Raw genomic sequence first — 20,271 nt, forward strand, 5'->3', positions numbered from 1 at the left:
CCAACGTCTCTATTTGGCACATTTCGTCAATCTTAAATTTCAGTTTCACTACAACAATAAAAGGTCTGCTTTTGTGCGGAGGCCAGACTGTACGGTTTTCTATGAGCTAATAATCGCTGGGTACGGTGTGTTTTATGAAGTGGGGTAGTGCTGGGAGTGACAGGATTAATGTAAACAGCCTAGGGGCTGTTTACACCCCTGCGGGGCTGTGTCGCTTTGCTCCTTGTTCAAATTGCTTTGCAATTTGTCGAACCGGCAGGCTTAAATGAATACTGATGGGTGAACCGTCTAACGAAAAAACCCCCGCTGGGCGGTGTGTCTTATGGAGTGGGGTAGTGGCTGAGAGAGACAGGATTAATTAAAACAGCCTAAGGGCTGTTTCAACCCCTGCGGGGCTGCGTCGCTTTGCTCCTTGTTCAAATTGCTTTGCAATTTGTCGAACCGGCAGGCTTAAATGAATACTGATGGACAAATAATCTAACGAAAAAACCCCCGCGGGTACGGAGTGTTTTATGGGGTTGGGTAGTGGCTGGGAGTGACAGGATTAATGTAAACAGCCTAGGGGCTGTTTACACCCCTGCGGGGCTGCGTCGCTTTGCTCCTTGTTCAAATTGCTTTGCAATTTGTCGAACCGGCAGGCTTAAATGAATACTGATGGACAAACAATCTAACGAAAAAACCCCCGCTAAGCGGGGGTTTTTTCGTTAGATGGCCCGCCCGACAGGATTCGAACCTGTGACCAACGGCTTCGGAAGCCGCTACTCTATCCAGCTGAGCTACGAGCGGAAAACTAAATTAAATGCTATCAGAAATAGCAAATCTTAAACTGGCTCTGTCGATAGAGTGTTGCTACGCAACCTCCCTACGGGGCCGGCCCGACTTCATAGAAGTAGGGCGTTCAAGTCGTGCAAAGCGTTGCTTTGCGTAAACCACGCCTTTCACCCAGCGGTACCCTAAAGGGCATAAAAGCTACGAGCGGAGAACTACCTCGACTGCCAATTAGCAAGCAGCTGTAGTTTTCAGGGCCGCAATCATACCTGTGAACGGCGAGTGAGTCCATGTCCGATATACTGGAATTGGCCTGTTTAGGTTGTTGGAAGGTGTAGAGCGTAATCAGGCTTTTTTTGGCGCATTAATTTCCGCTGGCGCTGGAAAGTGGCTATAATTCGCCGCTGTTATCTCCAGCGCAATGCTGGATGTCGATTTAAGGCCAATAATGAGGGCATCGATTGTGATGAATATGTTGAAAGGCGGTACGATTAAATTGGTTGGGCTGCTGTTGGTTGCGGTGGCAATGTCTGCCTATGGTGTATCAGATAAAGAGCGCGTTGCTATTGAAGAGCGTATTCAGCCAGCAGGTAAGAGCTGTATGGAAGGAGACAATAGCTGTGGTGCTGCGGTTGCTTCTTCGGGTGGCGCTAAGTCCCCGGAAGATATTTACAACACTAACTGTATGGCTTGTCATGCGACAGGTGCTGCAGGCGCCCCTAAAATGGGTGATACAGCCGCTTGGAGTGGTCGTTTGGCGCAGGGCATGGATCAGCTTTATGCGAATGCTATTAACGGCTTTAACGGTATGCCGGCTAAAGGATTGTGTATGAGTTGTTCTGACGATGAAGTAAAAGCTGTTGTGGATTATATAGTTGAAAGCAGTAAGTAAGTTCTGCACTGCAATTTTCTAAAGCCGCTTTTACAGCGGCTTTCCCCCCCAACTTCCTGTTAGACCGCAGCCTCATTGCGGTTGACTATCGGCTTTGCTACAGTCATTGGCCACTCTAGCCTGCTTGACAAGGAGCTCAATGTGCATTGTCAGTTCAAGCGTTGTTCTTTCATTATTCTCTCCGTGTTTTTCTTGTTTGCTTGCGCCAAAGAAGCGCCTCCCCCTGCATTGGTTGAAGTGGTTGTTGATACGGTGCGCTTGCAAGAATTCAAGCCAAATATATCGTTTGTCGGTAGGTTAAAGGCGCGTGATGATGTAAGTATCCAGGCGCAAGTGTCCGGGTATTTGGAGTCTCGCTATTTCACCGAAGGTGAAATGGTTAACAAAGGTGCATTGCTATATGTTATTGATCCCGCGCAGTTTGAAGCGCGCCTGGCTAGTGCCAGAGCAACGTTGGCAAAGGCCAATGCGGCAAAACAGGTGGCAGATCGCAATTTTAATCGCGGTCAGGAGCTAGGCCCACGAGGCGCTATTTCAGAAGCTGAACTGGATACATTATTAGCAAAAAAATTAGAAGCTGATGCCGATTTGCAAGCAGCTCGCGCCGGGATGAAAAGTGCCGAAGTTGATTTAAGTTATACAAAAATTCATGCGCCTATAAGAGGGCGTATTGGTAGCAGTGCATATAGCTCGGGCGATTTAATCGGTCCTGAAAGTGGTGCGCTTACCTCGCTGGTAAGTATCGATCCGATTATGGCTACGTTTCAAATTAGTGAATCTGCTTATTTGATTAGTGAGCATCGTCGTCAGCAGATGATGACTGATCAAGCTGAGCTTGATAGCAATCGATTGCCAAATATTGTGGCACGATTAGAAATGGCGAACCGGGAGTTTTATCAATTAAGTGGAGAGTTGGATTATATTTCTAACCGCATTGATGAGGCGACAGGAACCATTGAAGCGCGAGCAATTTTCCCTAATCCCAAGGGCTTGTTACGGCCAGGGCAGTACGTTCATGTAAGGTTGGAAATGCCTTCTACCATTAATGTGCTGATGTTACCCCAGTCAGCAGTACAGGCAGATCAACAGGGGAATTTTGTATTAGTTGTTGGCCTCGACAACAAAGTACAGCGCCGCAATGTAGAGCTCGACAATCGCGTAAATGAATTTGTTGTGGTGAAACATGGCGTTGAGGAGGGGGAAAAAATTATTGTAAAGGGATTGCAAAAGGTGCGCCCCGGACAACTAGTAGCGCTGCAATCGCTAAAAAATACAGCAGATTCTCAAACTGAGGGAGGCTAAATATGTTTTCAGCCTTCTTTATCAATCGGCCAAAGTTCGCGATAGTTATTGCTATTGTGATGACACTAGCTGGCGCTATTGCTATTACCGTACTGCCGGTCTCTGAGTACCCACCAATTGCTCCGCCGCAAATAGTGGTTAGCGGCGTCTATGCCGGCGCCTCAGCGGAAGTGGTAGAGCAAACGTTAGGCGCGCCGATTGAAGAAGTGGTGAATGGTGTCGAGGGCATGATTTACATGTCCTCAAGAAGTTCTAATGATGGTAGTTACAGCCTGAATGTTTCTTTTGAGGTCGGAAGTGACCCAGACATGGCGTTGGTTCGGGTACAGAACCTGGTGAAGTTGGCGGAGCCAAAACTGCCACAGGAAGTAAGGGCTCAAGGTTTAAATATCGTCAAACAGTCACCAGATATGTTGTTATTGATCAGTGTTTTTTCACCGGATAATAGCCTTGATTACGCGTTTATTTCTAACTATATAAAAATTAATTTACAGAGCAATTTATCCCGGGTTGAAGGAATCTCCAAGGCGCAAATTCTGGGCGCTGCTGATTATTCCATGCGCCTCTGGTTAGACCCTAACCGCATGGCGACACTGGCAGTTACTACCAGTGATGTATTGAATGCTTTACAGGAGCAGAATGTGCAGGTGGCTGCCGGTAAAATTGGGGCGCCGCCCTATGAGGGTAATTTACAAACTGAGTATACGTTGCGGACTAAGGGGCGGTTACAGACTCCGGAAGAATTTAAAGCAATCGTCCTTCGCGCTAACACTGATGGCTCTGCAGTGTATTTACGGGACATCGCCAGAGTTGAAATGGGGCAAGCTGATTACGGAATAATCGGTGAATTCAATGGCAAGCCAGCGGTAAATTTAGCACTATATTTATTACCCGGAGCAAATGCGTTGCAAACGGGCGAGGACGTGAAGGCGGAAATCGAAGCGCTTTCAAACTATTTTCCCGAGGGCCTGGACTATGCCATTGGCTACGATACTACCCGTTATATCAGTACCTCGGTCAGTCAGGTGGTTATCTCGTTACTGCAAGCCGTTGTCTTGGTCATCATTATTACGTTTATTTTTTTAGGCAATATCCGTTCTACATTAGTCCCAACAATTGCTATCCCTGTATCCTTAATAGGGACGTTTGCTGTGCTGTTAGCAATTGGTATGAGTATCAATACAGTTACCTTGTTTGCTTTAATTTTAGCGATAGGCATTGTAGTCGATGATGCGATTTTAGTGATAGAAAATGCCGATCGATTATTAGCTGCGGACCCGACTTTGACGAGTAAAGCCGCTACCTTGCAAACTATGCGTGAAGTAAGCGGCCCGATTGTGGCAACCACTTTGGTACTACTAGCGGTGTTTGTACCGGTTGCATTATTACCGGGCATTACCGGTGTGATGTATCGGCAGTTCGCGTTAACTATTTGCGTGGCGGTGATAATCTCATCGGTGAATGCACTGACCTTGAGCCCAGCCTTGTGTGCTCTACTATTAAAGTCGGGCAAGCAACAGCAAGCATCCTGGTTTGTAGCATTTAACCATCAGTTTGATCGCATCAAAAATCGTTATGGTGACGGTGTTAGTTGGTTGTTGCGGCGCACTGGAGTAATTACTACGGTTTTTTTGTTCATTATATTGGCGCTAGTATTGGGTGTAATAAAAACCCCGACGGGGTTTGTTCCGGCAGAAGATAAAGGCATTTTCTTTGTGAATGTACAATTGCCTGATGCGTCATCGTTAGTTAGAACAGAAAAAGCCGTTGCTCATTTGGTTGAGATAGTTGAACAAGATGAAAATATTGAAAGTGTTACAGCAATAACAGGGTTCAGTATTTTAGGGGGGGCTGCGAAAAGTAATGGCGGCACTTTATTTATCGTACTCAAACTTTGGGACGATAGACCCAGTATGCAAGATAGTGTATTTGCCATTGTACAACGGTTGAATATTGCGGCTAATAAGATGATCCCTGAGGCCCAAATCATGGCCATTCCGCCACCAGCGGTGCCGGGTATGGGGGTGTCTGGAGGCTTGGAATTTATTTTACAGGATACCTTGGGTCGTCCGCATTCAGAATTGTCTGCTGTGATGAATCAGTTTATTGCAGCGGCGAATCAACAGCCGGAATTAGCGCGCGTGTTTAGTACTTATCGTGCCAATGTGCCGCAGTATTTTATAGATATTGATCGGGTTAAAGCCAAAAATTTAGGCGTACCGCTAAGTGACATTTTTACTACGTTACAGGCGCAGTTAGGTTCAAAATATATTAATGACTTTAATCTTTTTGGACAAACCTATCAGGTAAAAATGCAGGCAGAATCAGCATATCGTTCAGATGTCGACGATTTGCAATCCTATTTTGTACGTTCGAATGATGGCGACATGATCCCGTTGGCTACACTGGTTACAACCAAGCCAATACTAGGGCCCGATGTTGCCGAGCGCTTTAATTTGTATCGCTCTGCAACGATAAGAGCGAGTGTTGCCGAGGGCTATAGCAGTGGCGAGTCCATTGCGGCGATGGAACAATTGGCCGCGGATGTGTTGCCTGATGGTTATCGTTTTGCCTGGACCGGCATGACATACCAGGAACTTGAAGCGGGGAATACGGCAGTTCTGGCGTTTGCTTTAGCGATTATTTTTATTTATTTATTTTTGGTGGCGCAGTACGAAAGCTGGTCGATACCGCTGGCGATTATCCTGGTGGTTCCTGTGGCAGTAGCGGGAGCTATGGCTACTTTATTGGCGCTTGGTCTATCTCTGAATCTCTATGCCCAGATTGGGCTGGTGCTGTTGATCGGGATGGCGGCTAAAAACGCGATCTTGATTGTTGAGTTTGCCCGAAAATTGCGAGAGCAAGATAAACAGTCGATTCTTGACGCTGCAACAACGGCGGCAAGCTTGCGATTCAGAGCCGTTAATATGACGGCTATTTCTTTTATTTTAGGTATTATGCCGCTAGCTATAGCCACAGGTGCTGGCATGTTTGGACAGCGTTCGCTGGGTATCACCGTATTAGGTGGCATGTTAGCAGCACTGTTGATAGGCACTTTTTTTATCCCTGGCTTTTATTTGCTAGTGCAAACGCAGCGGGAAGCATTAAAGAAAAAGCTCCACCTGGGGTCGTAATGACCCCGGTAATAAGTCGTTTTATTTGATTAGTGCCATGCTTGGCTAATATCTACCATAAGCTTAATTCTCGTGCCAGCCATCAGTGCTGGTTAAAAATCCTCCAAAAATATAGCTGAAACATAGTTGAAACAAAATCTTCATCTATGTGCAGTCTTCCTGAAATATTTAATCGATTAAATACACCTCTAATTATTCAGGAGTTACCTCCTGTGCTTTTTGTTTCGGTAATACGTTTGTATTACGAGTCAGAAAAATAAAATGTTTCTTAAATGTGTTGCCTTTGTGGAAATAAAAATATCACAGCAGGCAATTTAGTAATTAGGGGTATTAATGAACAAGCCTTTTAACAACGTTGTTGCGGCATTAGCGCTAAGTCAAGTATTGGCCGCTCAAGCTGACAACGAGCTGGCAGTCCAGTTCAATATAGCTGGCGAAGAAGCATCGAATTATTCAGTCATTTTAAATGGTAGTGCACCGAAATCTATTAGTTTGACCGGGCTGGTGATCTTTAATTTACAAGCCGGGCAACATCAGCTCCAACTAGTCAATGCGGGGAAAACGGTAGAAACGGTTAGCTTTTCGACTAAGGCTGAGGAGCTGGCTGATATTACTATCGACGTCAATGGCGCTATCAAATCTGCCGTGACGTTGTTTTCAGTAGCAGACGTCGCCAGCAGCAAAATTAATACTGCCGGTTTGCCGCGAGGTAAAAGCCAGGCCGCCCCATTAGATATTCCTGTTCCTGAAGTCAATGGCACGATCGAGGAAGTCTCGGTCTTAGGTAAAATCAATACGTCGGCATTGGAAGTCACCGAGCGTTACTCCACCAATGTGGTTAACACCATAGACACTGAACAGTTCGAACGTTTTGGAGACAGCACGGCTGCTTCTGCGTTATCCCGCATTGTTGGTGTCACGGTAACCGATAGCAAATATGCCAATGTGCGCGGTCTGGATGGTCGTTATATCTCTAGTACCTTGAATGGCATGCTGATGCCCAGTACCGACCCTATCCGTCGTGATGTGCAGCTGGATTTATTTCCTTCCAATATTCTCGGCGGTATCGAAATTCAAAAATCTTACTCAGCTGACGCTTTGGGCACTACCACCGGTGGTGCGGTAAAAATGTTTACCAAAGGTTTACCCGATAACTATGTCAATAAAATCAGCGTGTCACTGGGTGTTAATTCAGAATTTACCGGTGACGATATTGTTAGTTACGAAGAAAGCCAGGGTGATGCATTTGGCTACGATAGCGGTTTGCGGGATTTACCCGGCGGTGTGTTGGGGGCAACCGATGGCGGACGCAGCTTAACGGTTTGTGACCCCAGCATTGACTCAAGATGTACTTCACCTATCGATGCGGCAGTTCTGGGCGTGAAGTTCCAGAATGATTATAACGTTGATGACAAAACGGCGGCGCCAGATTATGGCGTTTCCTATTCCATTGGCGACCGTGTGGGTTTAGATGAAGGTGAGTTTGGCTATTACTTTGCCGCTAATTTTAAGAGTGAAATTGAAAACAGGGAAAGTGCAAAACTAACAGACCCGCTGGATACCAACGGTTCCTATCAGCGTAGCAAGGAAAAAATCAATGCCAGTGCTTACCTGGTGGCAGGTTATGAGTTTGGTGAATTCGATGAAGTGTTGAGTAAAACCATTATTTTACGCAGCACTGATGATGTCACCCGGGTCGAAACGGGTGTTGATAGTGAAGATAACCAGGTTGATGAGGTTATTTTTGAATGGGTTGAAAGAGAGTTTATTGCGCAGCATTTTTCAGGCCGACATATTTTTAATTATGGCGATCAGGATCATCAATTAAATTGGAGCGCAGGTTACTCGATGACTGATCGCTACGAGCCTGATCGTAGAACATATACTTACTTGAATAACAGCTTGGCGACCTCGGCACTAGAGCGTCGTTGGTCAGAGTTAGAAGAAGACAGCACCGATGTTAATGTGGAATACACACTTCCGTTTAATCTCAATGCTGATGTTTTCATGGAAGTTAAAGTCGGTGCAATGTATTCAGACCGCTCTCGGGAAGTCGATCTATACCGCTTTGGTATCAGGGCAGGAGAGAATGCCGATGATATTTCTTTTAGCATTGATGAAAATTTGGAAGAGGTTCTTTCCTATCAAAATTACGCATTAGATCGAGTGCGTCTGGCAGCTAAAACCACGGATACCGATTCTTACGACGCCGATGAAACAACGCAAGCAATTTATGCTGCGTTGCAAACGGATATTGGTGATGCCATTACCTTGGTGGCGGGTGTGCGTCAGGAAGAATTTGAATCCGAACTCGACTACCCGAATGACGACAGTGCTTCCAATTTGCTGGAGTCAGATGAAGATTTGCCATCGTTGGCCTTAACCTATCGCATTAATGAAGATCTTCAACTGCGTGCCGGTTGGAGTAATACGGTTTCTTATCCTGGTTTGATTGAGCGATCAGAATCGCTCTCCTATGACCCTAATACTGATGATCCTATTTTTGGTAACCCGGACCTACTGGTTTCCGATATCGAGAACTATGACTTGCGATTGGAATATTACTTCTCTGAATTTGAAACGATTTCTATTGCGTATTTTATTAAAGAGATTGATAACCCGGTTGAGCGCGCAGTAACAGATGGGTCGGGTTCGGCAGCTCAAGGCAGTACTTTCCGCAATGCTAAATCCGCTGACCTCTACGGTATTGAAATCGATGTCAGCAAAAATATCTTCCTGGACAACGACTATGTGTTAATCGTTGGCGGCAATGTGAGTTATATCGATTCAGAAGTTGATCCTGATGACCGCTCAATTGAGCTGGGTGACAAGAAAGGTCGTGAACTTCAAGGTCAATCACCCTGGCTAGCTAATTTACAACTGGGTTTGGACCATGACCCAAGCATGCAAAAATTTACTCTGTTAGTGAATTATTTTGACGATCGAATTTACCAGTTAACCCGTGGTGCCAATGTCGATAATGAAATAGAAAACGGCCGTATCGTGGTGGACTTAACTTACGAAAAAACCTTTGGTGATCGTGACAATATGGTGATCAAAGGGAAGATCGAAAACCTGCTGAATGAAGAAGTGGCGTTTAGTCGCGGTGGTCAAGATATCGAAAGCTATGAGGATGGCACCAGCTTTTCTCTCGGCTTTAGTTATGAATTCGAATAGCCACTTAGAGTGTGGTGAAAGCAACGCATAGAGCTGGTGCAGAGTAGTTAGAAATTGTATCTGCACCAAATCTGTAACATTGAAATTCTGATTAATCAGACAATATAGGAAGAAAACAATGACTCACAATAAGTTATTTATTGCTACGTTGATTGCTACCGCCGCACTCGCTGGCTGTAGCGGTAGCGACGAGGGCGATGATGTTGATATTAGTATTATTTCTGATGGCTCAGGCTCAGGTTCAGGCGGAAGTTCTGGCACCGGGGATTGTACCGATATAGTCGCCGCTGATTTTGTTAGCTGTGATAGCAACACCGGCAACGCAACTCTGTCAGGAACCATTGATGAAGATTACACATTGACCAGTGATCGCGAATGGCGTCTGGACGGTGAAGTACTGGTTGGCAATGGTAATGTGGCGATTAGTTCGCAGGCGGAAAAAGATGCCATTCTTGCCGCTGGTGTTACCTTGACTATAGAAGCGGGAACTGACATCCGCGCTTTCGATACTGGCTCGCTACTGGTTACTCGCGGCTCAAAATTGATGGCTGATGGTTCTGCTTCTGAGCCGATTACTTTTAGTAGTGTCGGCGATGCCGACTTTGACGGCTACGGTGAATGGGGCGGTGTTATCATTCAGGGTTTTGCTCCCCAATACGGCGCGGGTAATACCGGCGCTTGTTTTTCTGGTTCGGACACCTGGTGTAATGTTGAGGGAGAAGGTGGCACAGTTGTTGGCCGCTACGGCGGTTCAGATGAAGATGATAACAGTGGTGTGCTGCGCTTTGTACGTATTGCCGAAGGTGGTTTGGTAGCCGGCCCCAATAACGAAATCAATGGTTTGACACTGCAGGGTGTTGGTCACGGCACGACTATCGAATATATTCAGGTACATAATAATCTGGATGACGGTGTTGAGTGGTTTGGTGGTACGGTTAACGTTAAGTATTTAGTACTGACCAATAACGACGATGACGATATTGATTTTGATGAAGGCTACAAAGGTAACATTCAGTATGCGTTGATTCAAAAAGACCCCAACAAAACGTCACCAACGGGTAGTAACGACCCACGTGGTATTGAAGCTAACTCCAGTGACGAAGATTATGTTCCGCAAACGGAAGGCGTGTTAGCCAACATTACGATCGTTGGTAGTGCCGTTAATAACGACGCGGATTCTGACAGCGGTGCTCAACCGGGTATGCGTCTGCGTGGCTCTTTGACCACAGCAATTTACAACTCTTCCGTTGATAATTTTGATACCGGCTGTATCCGCATTGATGACTCAGACATTGACGGTATGGGTACTATTGTTGCTTCTAATGTGACTCTGGAAAATATCCTGACTGATTGTCGTGATGGTTCTTATGATAAGCGCGATGCCGATTTACAAACCAATATTGTTGAAACCGGTTTAAGCTACAGCCCGACTTATGCGATTAACGAAGCGGCCGCGGTACTCAGTGCTGCACCTACGATTGTTGCCGTTAATAACGGTTCAGGTTTTACCTTTGACCAAACAACTTATGTCGGTGCTGTTGATCCTGCCGCTGCATCAGGTTGGTGGGAAGGCTGGATTATTCCCGGTTCACTTGGTTCGGCAGAGCCAGTAGCGGCAGACTTTGTACGTTGTGATGATGCCGCGCTGGTTTGTACAGTAGAAGGCACTATCGACGAAGATTATACCTTTGTACGTGGCTACGAGTGGCGTTTGGATGGTGAGGTTCTGGTTGGTAGCGGCAATATTGCTATTGCCTCGCAAGCGGAAAAAGATGCAGTTATCGCTGCCGGTGTTACTTTGACTATCGACGCGGGTGTGCAGGTTCGCGCTTTTGATGATGGTTCGCTGTTAGTGACTCGCGGTTCAAAACTGATGGCCATTGGTACCGCAGCAAGTCCAATTACTTTCAGCAGTGTTCAGGATGAAGATTTTGATGGTGAAGGTGAATGGGGTGGTGTGGTTGTTCAAGGCTTTGCGCCACAGTATGGACAAGGTGGTACCGGCGCCTGTTTCGGTGCTAACACCTGGTGTAACGTTGAAGGTGAAGGCGGTACGGTTATAGGTCGCTTTGGTGGCTCTGATGTCGACGACAATAGTGGCGTGATTAAATATGTGCGTATCGCTGAAGGTGGTCTGGTTGCTGGCCCTAATAACGAAATCAACGGCCTGACTTTACAAGGTGTAGGTTACGGTACCGTTATCGATTACGTTCAAGTGCACAACAACCTGGATGATGGTGTTGAGTGGTTTGGTGGAACAGTGAACGCAACTCACTTGGTATTAACCAATAACGACGATGATGACATCGATTACGATGAAGGTTATAAGGGCAATATCCAGTACGCGATCATTCGGAAGAACCCAAGCAAGTCAGGGCCTACCGGTAATAATGATCCTCGAGGTATCGAAGCAAACTCCAGCGACGACGACTTTGTTCCTGAAACTGAAGCAGTTATTGCCAATGTATTGATCTTGGGTAGTGACGTTAATAACGACGCCACGTCAAGCCAGGGTGAGCAGCCAGGCATGCGTTTGCGCGGTGCATTGACAACCGCTATCTATAACACTGCCGTTAAAGACTTTGATACTGGCTGTATACGTATCGATGATGCTGATACTGATGGTAATCCAGCTACGGGTGATGCCGATGGTCTTGAAGCGTTCTCTGACGTTACCTTAGTGAATGTATTAGGTGATTGTGAGGATGGCTTCTATGATAAGCGTGCCGCAGATACTGAAACTAATGCTGTAGTCAATAGTGTAACGGTAGGTGCAGATTCAGCTTACGCTTTAACTGATGGCGCTGCATTGGTTGGCGCAACAACGATCACTGCGGTTAATAATGGATCAGGCTTTACTTTTGATCAAACGGAATATGTTGGTGCAGTTGAGCCAGGTACCGACGAAGAAGATGCCTGGTGGTCTGGTTGGATTATCGATGGTTCTTTATAAGAACCAATAGGTAAAAGAGTTGTAAGAGGTTCATCCGACCTCTCCAACCAATGGCCCCGCTACAGGACGTAGCGGGGCCATTTTTTTGCTAAAAAGTTATAAACAAAAAGTGATAGATAAAAAAAGGGGCTACTGTTTAGTAGCCCCTTTTTTTATACAGTAAGCAATTAATTGAACATGATTAAATTGACGCGCCACTAATTGCCAGCTTTCAATGCCACTTTCAGAGCGGTGATAATGATATTGAACAACAGAGCCAGTGGAGAGATTTTCAATGAGTGAGCCCTTTGGCTCATTGAATTCGAGTTTGCCACTGATAATACAACGCGAGTCGATTTTATACGGCTGTGCTTTATAAAAATCAATGCGCACAATACTTTTGTTGTCACTGCTACGCTCAGCGACAACACGGCCTTCTAACAGGCAGTCAAGCTGAATACCTTTAGCGAGATCATTAGTAGCTAGCTGTAGCGGACCGGATTGTGCTGAGAGTGAAGTTAGTAGAGCAGAGCAGCCTATTGCTACTATTGATAAAGTTCTTTTCATCGATTTGATACCCTTGAAAAAGTTATAATTCTAAAGGCGTCTGGACTGTCATTTTTCTGTAATATAAATTGAACAACCCACAGTAGAGATAGTAGATTAGAATGATGTTGATAACCAGTGAAGGTTTCGGTTTTTGTAAAAAACTGTGAGTAGTTTACGGCATTTAATCAAACAAGTTTTTTAAGCCTGACAAGGTTTCCTTGCCGCGCTCCTGATTAAGCTCGATATTTTTTTCCTCGCCTTCCCAGATCAAATCATCAAACGGTAATTCGTCGAGAAAACGACTGGGGAAACAGTCAATCATTTCACCGTATTGTTTGCGTTTGGCGCAGTAGCTTAAAGCCAATGTTTGTTTTGCGCGAGTAATGCCGACATAACAAAGGCGGCGTTCTTCGTCGATATTGTCTTCTTCAATACTGGAGCGGTGCGGTAAAATTTCTTCTTCCATACCGATGATGTAGACATGTGGAAATTCCAAACCTTTGGACGCATGCAGCGTCATCAGTTGGACTTTATCCATCGCCTCGTCTTCGTCTTCCTGTCGATCTAATAAATCGCGCAATACTAATTTGGCGACGGCGGATTGAATGTCGTCGTCTTCCTCTTCCGCTTTATCGATTGTGGACTGGAGTGAATCTACCAGTGTGTAAACGTTAGCCATGCGCCGCTCGGCGACGGCTGCACTGGAACTGTTTTGATGTAGCCAGGCTTCGTAATCGATATCACTGACCATTTCCCGAATGGCGGCCATACCATCGCCGCTGTCACAGCGTTTGCTGACTCTATCGAGCCAGGCGGTAAATTGGCGTAAACGATTGATACTGGCTTCCGGTAGTGATTGCTCTATGCCTATTTCATCGCAGGCAGCATAAAGACTAATGCCGCGCTCGGTGGCGTAAGTACCCAGTGCTTCCAATGTGGATGCGCCAATCTTGCGCCGTGGCACGTTTACAATCCGCAGGAAGGCATTGTCATCGGTGCGATTAATCAGCAGCCGTAAATAGGCCATGATGTCTTTGATTTCGTTGCGGGCAAAAAAGGAGGTGCCGCCACTAATACGATAAGGTACCTGATGGACTTGAAACTTCAGTTCTAGCAAGCGGGCCTGGTGGTTACCGCGATAGAGCACGGCGAAGTCGGCAAACTGGCCGTGGCCGCGCACCCGTCGATCAAGGATTTCGCTGACCACCCGTTCGCATTCCACTTCTTCATTGCGACAGCGGATAACCCGGATAGGGTCGCCGTAGCCCAAGTCACTCCAGAGGGCTTTTTCAAATACATGCGGGTTGTGGTCGATGACATGGTTGGCCGCTTTGAGGATACGCGCGGTGGAGCGATAGTTTTGCTCCAGTTTTACGATTTTTAGCTGCGGGTAGTCTTCTTGTAACTGCGCCAGGTTTTCCGGTCTGGCGCCGCGCCAGGAGTAAATGGATTGGTCGTCATCACCCACTACTGTTAGCTTGCCCTTGTCCCCTATGAGCATCTGCACAAGTAAGTACTGACTTATGTTGGTGTCCTGATATTCGTCAACCAGCATATAGTGCACGCGCCGCTGCCATTTTTGTAGGATCGCGGGAAACTGCTGGAACAGCTGCACAGGTAATAAAATCAGGTCATCAAAGTCGAGCGCATTATAGGCTTTCAGCGCCCGGGTGTAGCGTAGATACGCTTGTGCACAGAGCATATCGGCGGCGCCATCCGCTTGAGCCACCGCCTGTTCGGGGCTGACCATATCGTTTTTCCAGTTGGAAATCCGCTGTTGGATAGTGTCAGTCTGATCGCCATCAGAACCATGCTCTTGAATCAGTAAGTCTTTAATCAGTGCCTGCGCATCTTGCTGGTCAAAGATCGAGAAGCCGCTTTTATAACCCAGGGAGGCGTGCTCTTTGCGGAGGATGTTTAGCCCCAAATTGTGGAAGGTAGAGACGATCAGGCCACGGCTGGCGGGGCCGGACACCAGTTGTGAAATGCGCTCTTTCATTTCCCTGGCGGCCTTATTAGTGAAGGTTACCGCAGCAATATTGTTGCCCTTGATACCGCATTGTTCGATCAGATAGGCGATTTTGCGAGTAATCACACTGGTCTTGCCGCTGCCGGCACCTGCTAACACTAGCAGTGGCCCGTCGATATAGTGCACGGCTTCGCGTTGACGAGGGTTGAGGTTGCTCACAGGTCGTTTCAGTAGCTACAAATGAAGGCCGGCAATTGTAGCAGCCTTATGCATTATGAACGAAAAAAATAATTGCATTAAAACTAGAAATTCTATTAGATAGAAGCTATAACTTGTTGATATTAAATAAATAAGGGATTTTTAAGGGCTGAGGGTATAGCCAGACTGGGGAGTGACCTCGACAGGGGTCTTCATAGGTATACTGATGCAAAGGTCCACGGCGCGAATCCTACTGATAGGTAGTGAACACGCCCTTTATCGTCGTTTTGGTGAAATGCTAACTACAGCTCAAACCGCTTCATATCAGCTGATGTGGTGTGAGGAGCTGGAAAATAGCCATGGCGAAGCCGTTTCCGGCAATTATGATGCCGTGCTGCTGGACTGCCAGCAAAATCCTGAAGCCGCCCTGAGTACTTTACAATTGCTGGTCGAGCAAGCTGGCCAATTCCCTATTATCGCCCTGACTACTCATATCGACAGCGTGGTGTCTAAACAGGTACTGCAATATGGTGCTGACGATTATCTTGCCTTGGAAAATCTTGATAACTATGTATTTGAACGCTGCATTAGCTATGCCGTAGAAAAACATGCGGTGGATAAAAAAATTACGCAGTTAAATCTCTATGATCCTTTAACAGGTATTCCCAATCGTGTGCTGTTTCGCCAAACGATGGAGCGCAGCATTGATGCCGCCAAGACCCAGCAGATTAACCTGGCCCTGCTATTAATTAATCTGGATGGCTTTAAAAAAATTAATGAGAGTTATGGTAGCGAGGCCGGTGATCGATTGGTCGCAACCATGGCACAGCGCCTATCCCGATGTGTTAGAAAAAGTGACAGCGTAGCCCGTATTGGTGGTGATGAATTCACGCTGGTATTGGAAGATTGTTGTGACCGGGAAGATGTAGCCTTGGTAGCAAAAAAAGTGATTGATGTTTTGTCAGCACCGTTTACTGTTTCCGGTCAGCCGTTGATAGTGAGTTGCAGTATTGGGGTGGCTTTATACCCTGAGGATGGTGATAACGTTGACGGCTTGTTGCGTCGCGCCAATATGGCCATGTTAGAGGCAAAAAATCAACGCGGTAGCCAGTATTGTTTTTACAATGAAGAAACTAACGCTGACGCTATGTATCGAATTAATTTGGAAAGCGATCTGCGTCGGGCACTGCGTCGCAATGAATTCGAAATGTATTATCAGCCTCGGGTCGGTTTGGAATCCGGCGATACTGTTGGTATGGAAGCGCTAATTCGTTGGCGACATCCAGAGCGAGGTCTGGTATCTCCAAAGGAGTTCATACCGGTAGCTGAGGAATGTGGCCTGATTGTGCCTATTGGTTACTGGGTTATTCAGCAAGCCTGCAAAGATATGGTGGCGTTTGACGCTTCCGGAAAATTAATGGACGTAGCCATTAATTTATCTTTCCGACAGTTACAGGACAATATGTTTGTTGATACGGCGACGCGTATTATTGAGCAAAGCGGTGTTGATGCTTCGCGCTTAGAGTTTGAGCTGACAGAAACCGCGATCATGTCTAATTATCAGCAAACCTATGAGGGGATGATGGCGCTGAGCAAGTTAGGTGTGACTTTTTCGCTTGATGATTTTGGCACGGGTTTTTCATCGTTTGCGCATATCCAGCGTCTGCCTATTTCAGCGTTAAAAGTTGATCGCAGTTTTATTCGCAACGTGGTTAAAGATAATGATGATGCGATTATCGTTAAGGCAATGATTAATCTCGCGCATAGTTTACGCTTACAAGTGATTGCTGAAGGTGTGGAAACGCTGGATCAAGTGCAATTCCTTTGGCAAAACCACTGCGACCAAGTGCAGGGGTTTTATTTTAGTCCTGCTGTCAGCGCCAATGACTTTAGTTTAATGATCAACCAGCGGGCGACAGCAGCTATTTGATGTAGTGATTAATGAAGCCCTGGCAACTAGCGGCCAACTCCCTGATTTCCTCCCAAGACTCGATTGCAATTATTAATGATAATTATTATCATTCACGCCCTGTTTGATTTCTCTTGGTAAGGATTGACTCATGGTTCGTGGTATTCGTTTTAGTTTGGTGGTGTTACTAGCGTTGCTAGCGTCTGGTTTACAGGCGGCGGTAGAAAAGCCCGAGTTGCTAGTATATTCCGCCCGTAATGAGCATTTGATTAAACCCTTGTTTGATCGTTTTACCGACCAGACGGGTATTAAAGTTAATTATGTTACGGATAAAGAAGGCCCGCTGTTGGTTCGTCTACAGACTGAGGGTGATAATTCGCCGGCCGATATATTGATGACGGTGGATGCGGGCAATTTGTGGCATGCGGCTCAGCTGGGAGTGTTGGCGCCGATAGAGTCCGCTATGTTGACAAAAAATGTACCGGCCCATTTGCGCGACCCTGACAATCTTTGGTTTTCTTTGACTATCCGTGCACGTACGCTGGTTTACGCGACTAATAAATTAAAACCTACTGATTTGAGCACCTATGAGGACTTGGCGGCCGCGCCATGGAAAGGACGTGTTTGTTTACGTACTTCCAAGAAGGTGTATAACCAGTCACTGGTAGCCACCATGATTGCGGCATTAGGTGAACAACAGGCCGAACAAGTGGTGAAGGGTTGGGTCAGTAATTTAGCGTTGCAGCCGTTTGCTAATGATACCAAGGTGATGGAAGCTATCGCGGTAGGTCAATGTGAAGTGGGGATTGTTAACACCTATTACTACGGTCGCTTAATGCAAGAAAAGCCTAAATTACCACTGGCATTATTTTGGCCAAATCAACAGGGCGAGGGCCCGGCAGGACGCGGAGTTCACGTCAATGTTTCGGCTGCCGGAGTAACCCGCGCTAGTAAACATAAGGCCGAAGCACAGCAATTAATTGAGTGGCTCACTAAGCCACAGGCGCAACAAATTTTGATGGATTTAAATCAGGAGTACCCGGTCAATAAAGCGGTTAAGCTCAATGCCGAGTTGCAAAGCTGGGGTGAATTCAAGGCCGATAGTATTAATGTGAGTGAGGCGGGTCGTTTGCAATCGGATGCGGTGAAGTTGATGGATCGGGCTGGCTACCGTTAACAATTCATTAATGACAAACTCTTCTTCCGGTGCCCTCTCTTCCGAGCGCACCATTAACCACGACAACAATAGTCGGCCATCCCAAAGGCGTCTTAATACATTGGCAAAGTTTGCCGGTGCCTTAACGGTACTAATGGCGTTGGTGCCGTTGTTGGTGATTGTACAGAGCTGGGGGTCGGATCAAACGGAAGTCTGGCAACATCTGATCGCCACGCAATTGTCTTCCTTGTTACGTAACACCATAGTGTTAGTGTTAGGTGTAGCCGTGGGGGTGACATTGTTAGGCGTTAGCTTGGCATGGTTGACGGTGATGTGTGAATTCCCAGGTCGCCGCTGGTTGGATTGGGCACTGATGTTACCGATGGCGATGCCCGCCTATGTACTGGCATTTGTAGTGTTAGGTTTGTTTGATTTTGGTGGTCCTTTACAACATTGGCTACATGGCGTTATCGGTGAGCGTTATCAATATTTTGATGTCCGCTATGAGTGGGTAGTGATTACGGTATTGGTGTTGGTGTTTTACCCCTATGTCTATATGTTAGCGCGCAGTGCGTTTTTGGCGCAGAGTACTGATGTGATGGAGGCGGCGAGAGTGTTGGGTGCCGGTCGTTGGGGAGCGTTTTTCAGAGTGGCATTGCCAATGGCGAGGCCAGCAATTATCGCCGGTACCTCATTGGCAGTGATGGAAACCCTCGCCGATTTCGGTACGGTATCGGTGTTTAATTACGATACCTTTACCACAGCAATTTATAAGTCCTGGTTCGGCCTGTTTAATTTGCAGGCGGCGGCGCAGCTGGCATCTTTGTTGTTGTTATTTGTAGCGCTGGCGCTAACGGCAGAAAAGCAAAGCCGAGGCAAGCGCAGTTACTCCCAGTCCGCACGCAAGCAGCATCGATTTCGTTTGGTTTTAAAGCCACTCCACGCTTGGCTGGCAAGCAGTTTTTGTGTTGGCGTTTTACTGATCGCGTTTATTTTGCCGGTATTACAATTATTACAGTGGGTATTGGCTAAGGGATTTGTTGTCATCGATGCGCGTTATATGGATTTGCTATGGCGGACGTTATTGCTTGGTGCAAGCGCCGCTGCGATAACAGTGACGTTGGCGTTTGTGGTTGCTTTTAGCCGCCGCCGTGTGCCGCCTAAATTACGAGCATTTTATGATTTGGGGACGCTGGGATACGCTTTGCCCGGTTCGGTGTTAGCAGTGGGTGTGATGTTGTCCTTTGGTTTTATCGATCGAGAAATTATCGCACCGCTATTGAGTTTGGTAGGGATGGAGCCTCGGCAATTATTAGTGGGCAGTGTATTGGCTTTGCTCGCAGCTTACTGGGTACGCTTTTTAGCGGTGGCTAGCGGCCCGGTGGATTCCAGTTTGCAGCGTATTCGCGCCTCTATCCCGGAAGCGGCAAAAAGTTTGGGGTGAGTGGTTGGCCATTGTTATGGCAAATCTATTTGCCGATGTTACGCCCGGGCATGATTACCGCGGCGATTTTAGTGTTTGTCGATGTGATGAAGGAGATGCCCGCGACATTATTGTTACGACCCTATGGCTGGGATACGCTGGCGGTGAGGATTTTCGAGATGACCTCTGAAGGTGAGTGGCAGCGTGCGGCACTGCCGGCGTTAACATTGATCGTGGTTGGGTTGATACCGGTGGTGCAGGCTGTCCGGCAGTCGGCTTCTGCTCGCTAAACTGTAGTCGCTTGTATTTCCTGCTTCCAGCGGTAGAATGCCCCGCATTGATCTTTTATTTACCGCTATTGTAGAGGGCTCCAACATGAGCAACACCCCAAACGAATTAAAATATGCCAGCAGTCACGAGTGGGTGCGTCTGGAAGAGGATGGCACGGTCACTGTGGGCATTACCGACCATGCGCAGGATGCATTGGGTGATGTGGTCTTTGTTGAAACGCCAGATGTGGGTGCCAATTTAGCCGCTGGTGATGAAGCGGGTGTGGTGGAGTCGGTAAAAGCGGCTTCCGATATCTATTCACCCATTGCCGGTGAAGTGCTTGCTGTTAATGACATTTTGGAAGAAGAGCCAGAGACTGTGAATAGCGACCCTTATAATGATGGTTGGTTCTATAAATTGCAGCCTGGCGACCTATCAGAAATGGAAAATTTGATGAGTGCGGCTGAATATATCGAGAGTTGTGAAGAAGAGTAGGCAGTAAAATAGAATTGTAAAAAGCCCGTCTTGGTACGGGTTTTTTTATGGGTGTAAGGAAATTAACTGGAAAAAAAACAGGGTATCCCGCTATAGC

Annotated in this window: 12 protein-coding genes and 1 tRNA gene; 10 read left to right on the top strand and 3 right to left on the bottom strand. The window is 46.7% G+C overall.

From position 1 onward, the window contains the following. Positions 1-709: 709 nt before the first annotated feature. A tRNA-Arg gene (locus UNITIG_RS12845) sits at positions 710-786 on the bottom strand. 448 nt (positions 787-1,234) lie between these two features. On the opposite strand from UNITIG_RS12845, the gene UNITIG_RS12850 reads away from it, so the two are divergent. From UNITIG_RS12850 to UNITIG_RS12870, 5 genes are all read left to right on the top strand, one after another. Next, positions 1,235-1,660 carry a cytochrome c5 family protein gene (locus tag UNITIG_RS12850; RefSeq protein WP_101759279.1) on the top strand — a complete coding sequence of 142 codons (426 nt, stop codon included), beginning with the start codon at positions 1,235-1,237 and terminating at the stop codon, positions 1,658-1,660. A gap of 75 nt (positions 1,661-1,735) precedes the next feature. Beyond that, positions 1,736-2,962: an efflux RND transporter periplasmic adaptor subunit gene (locus UNITIG_RS12855; protein ID WP_101758738.1), complete on the top strand. Its 1,227-nt coding sequence runs from the start codon at positions 1,736-1,738 to the stop codon at positions 2,960-2,962. A gap of 2 nt (positions 2,963-2,964) precedes the next feature. After that, positions 2,965-6,096, top strand: coding sequence for an efflux RND transporter permease subunit (locus UNITIG_RS12860; protein ID WP_101758739.1), 3,132 nt, complete (start codon positions 2,965-2,967; stop codon positions 6,094-6,096). 333 nt (positions 6,097-6,429) lie between these two features. Next, positions 6,430-9,273, top strand: a complete 2,844-nt coding sequence (locus UNITIG_RS12865) for a TonB-dependent receptor domain-containing protein (RefSeq protein ID WP_101758740.1) — start codon at positions 6,430-6,432, stop codon at positions 9,271-9,273. Positions 9,274-9,391: 118 nt separating this feature from the next. Next, positions 9,392-12,226, top strand: a complete 2,835-nt coding sequence (locus tag UNITIG_RS12870) for a hypothetical protein (protein ID WP_101758741.1) — start codon at positions 9,392-9,394, stop codon at positions 12,224-12,226. A gap of 129 nt (positions 12,227-12,355) precedes the next feature. Here the strand turns inward: UNITIG_RS12870 and UNITIG_RS12875 are convergent, their stop codons facing one another. Continuing rightward, positions 12,356-12,772, bottom strand: coding sequence for a hypothetical protein (locus UNITIG_RS12875; RefSeq protein ID WP_101758742.1), 417 nt, complete (start codon positions 12,770-12,772; stop codon positions 12,356-12,358). Between the two features lie 163 nt (positions 12,773-12,935). Then, complete coding sequence (gene rep / locus UNITIG_RS12880; protein WP_101758743.1) at positions 12,936-14,942, bottom strand: DNA helicase Rep; 2,007 nt, start codon at positions 14,940-14,942, stop codon at positions 12,936-12,938. A 205-nt stretch (positions 14,943-15,147) separates the two neighbouring features. Here rep and UNITIG_RS12885 point away from each other — a divergent pair, with 205 nt between their 5' ends. The 5 genes from UNITIG_RS12885 to gcvH all read left to right on the top strand — a co-directional run bounded on the left by UNITIG_RS12885 (position 15,148) and on the right by gcvH (position 20,174). Next, complete coding sequence (locus UNITIG_RS12885; RefSeq protein ID WP_101758744.1) at positions 15,148-16,851, top strand: GGDEF domain-containing response regulator; 1,704 nt, start codon at positions 15,148-15,150, stop codon at positions 16,849-16,851. A gap of 130 nt (positions 16,852-16,981) precedes the next feature. Then, positions 16,982-18,007, top strand: a complete 1,026-nt coding sequence (locus UNITIG_RS12890) for an extracellular solute-binding protein (RefSeq protein WP_101758745.1) — start codon at positions 16,982-16,984, stop codon at positions 18,005-18,007. A 10-nt stretch (positions 18,008-18,017) separates the two neighbouring features. Further along, complete coding sequence (locus UNITIG_RS12895) at positions 18,018-19,430, top strand: iron ABC transporter permease (protein ID WP_235015376.1); 1,413 nt, start codon at positions 18,018-18,020, stop codon at positions 19,428-19,430. 11 nt (positions 19,431-19,441) lie between these two features. After that, positions 19,442-19,699, top strand: coding sequence for a hypothetical protein (locus UNITIG_RS24360; protein WP_235015377.1), 258 nt, complete (start codon positions 19,442-19,444; stop codon positions 19,697-19,699). An 85-nt stretch (positions 19,700-19,784) separates the two neighbouring features. Further along, complete coding sequence (gcvH, locus tag UNITIG_RS12900; RefSeq protein WP_101759280.1) at positions 19,785-20,174, top strand: glycine cleavage system protein GcvH; 390 nt, start codon at positions 19,785-19,787, stop codon at positions 20,172-20,174. The last annotated feature ends 97 nt before the right edge of the window (positions 20,175-20,271 follow it).

Source organism: Oceanicoccus sp. KOV_DT_Chl (assembly GCF_900120175.1).
Classification (GTDB): domain Bacteria; phylum Pseudomonadota; class Gammaproteobacteria; order Pseudomonadales; family Dasaniaceae; genus Oceanicoccus.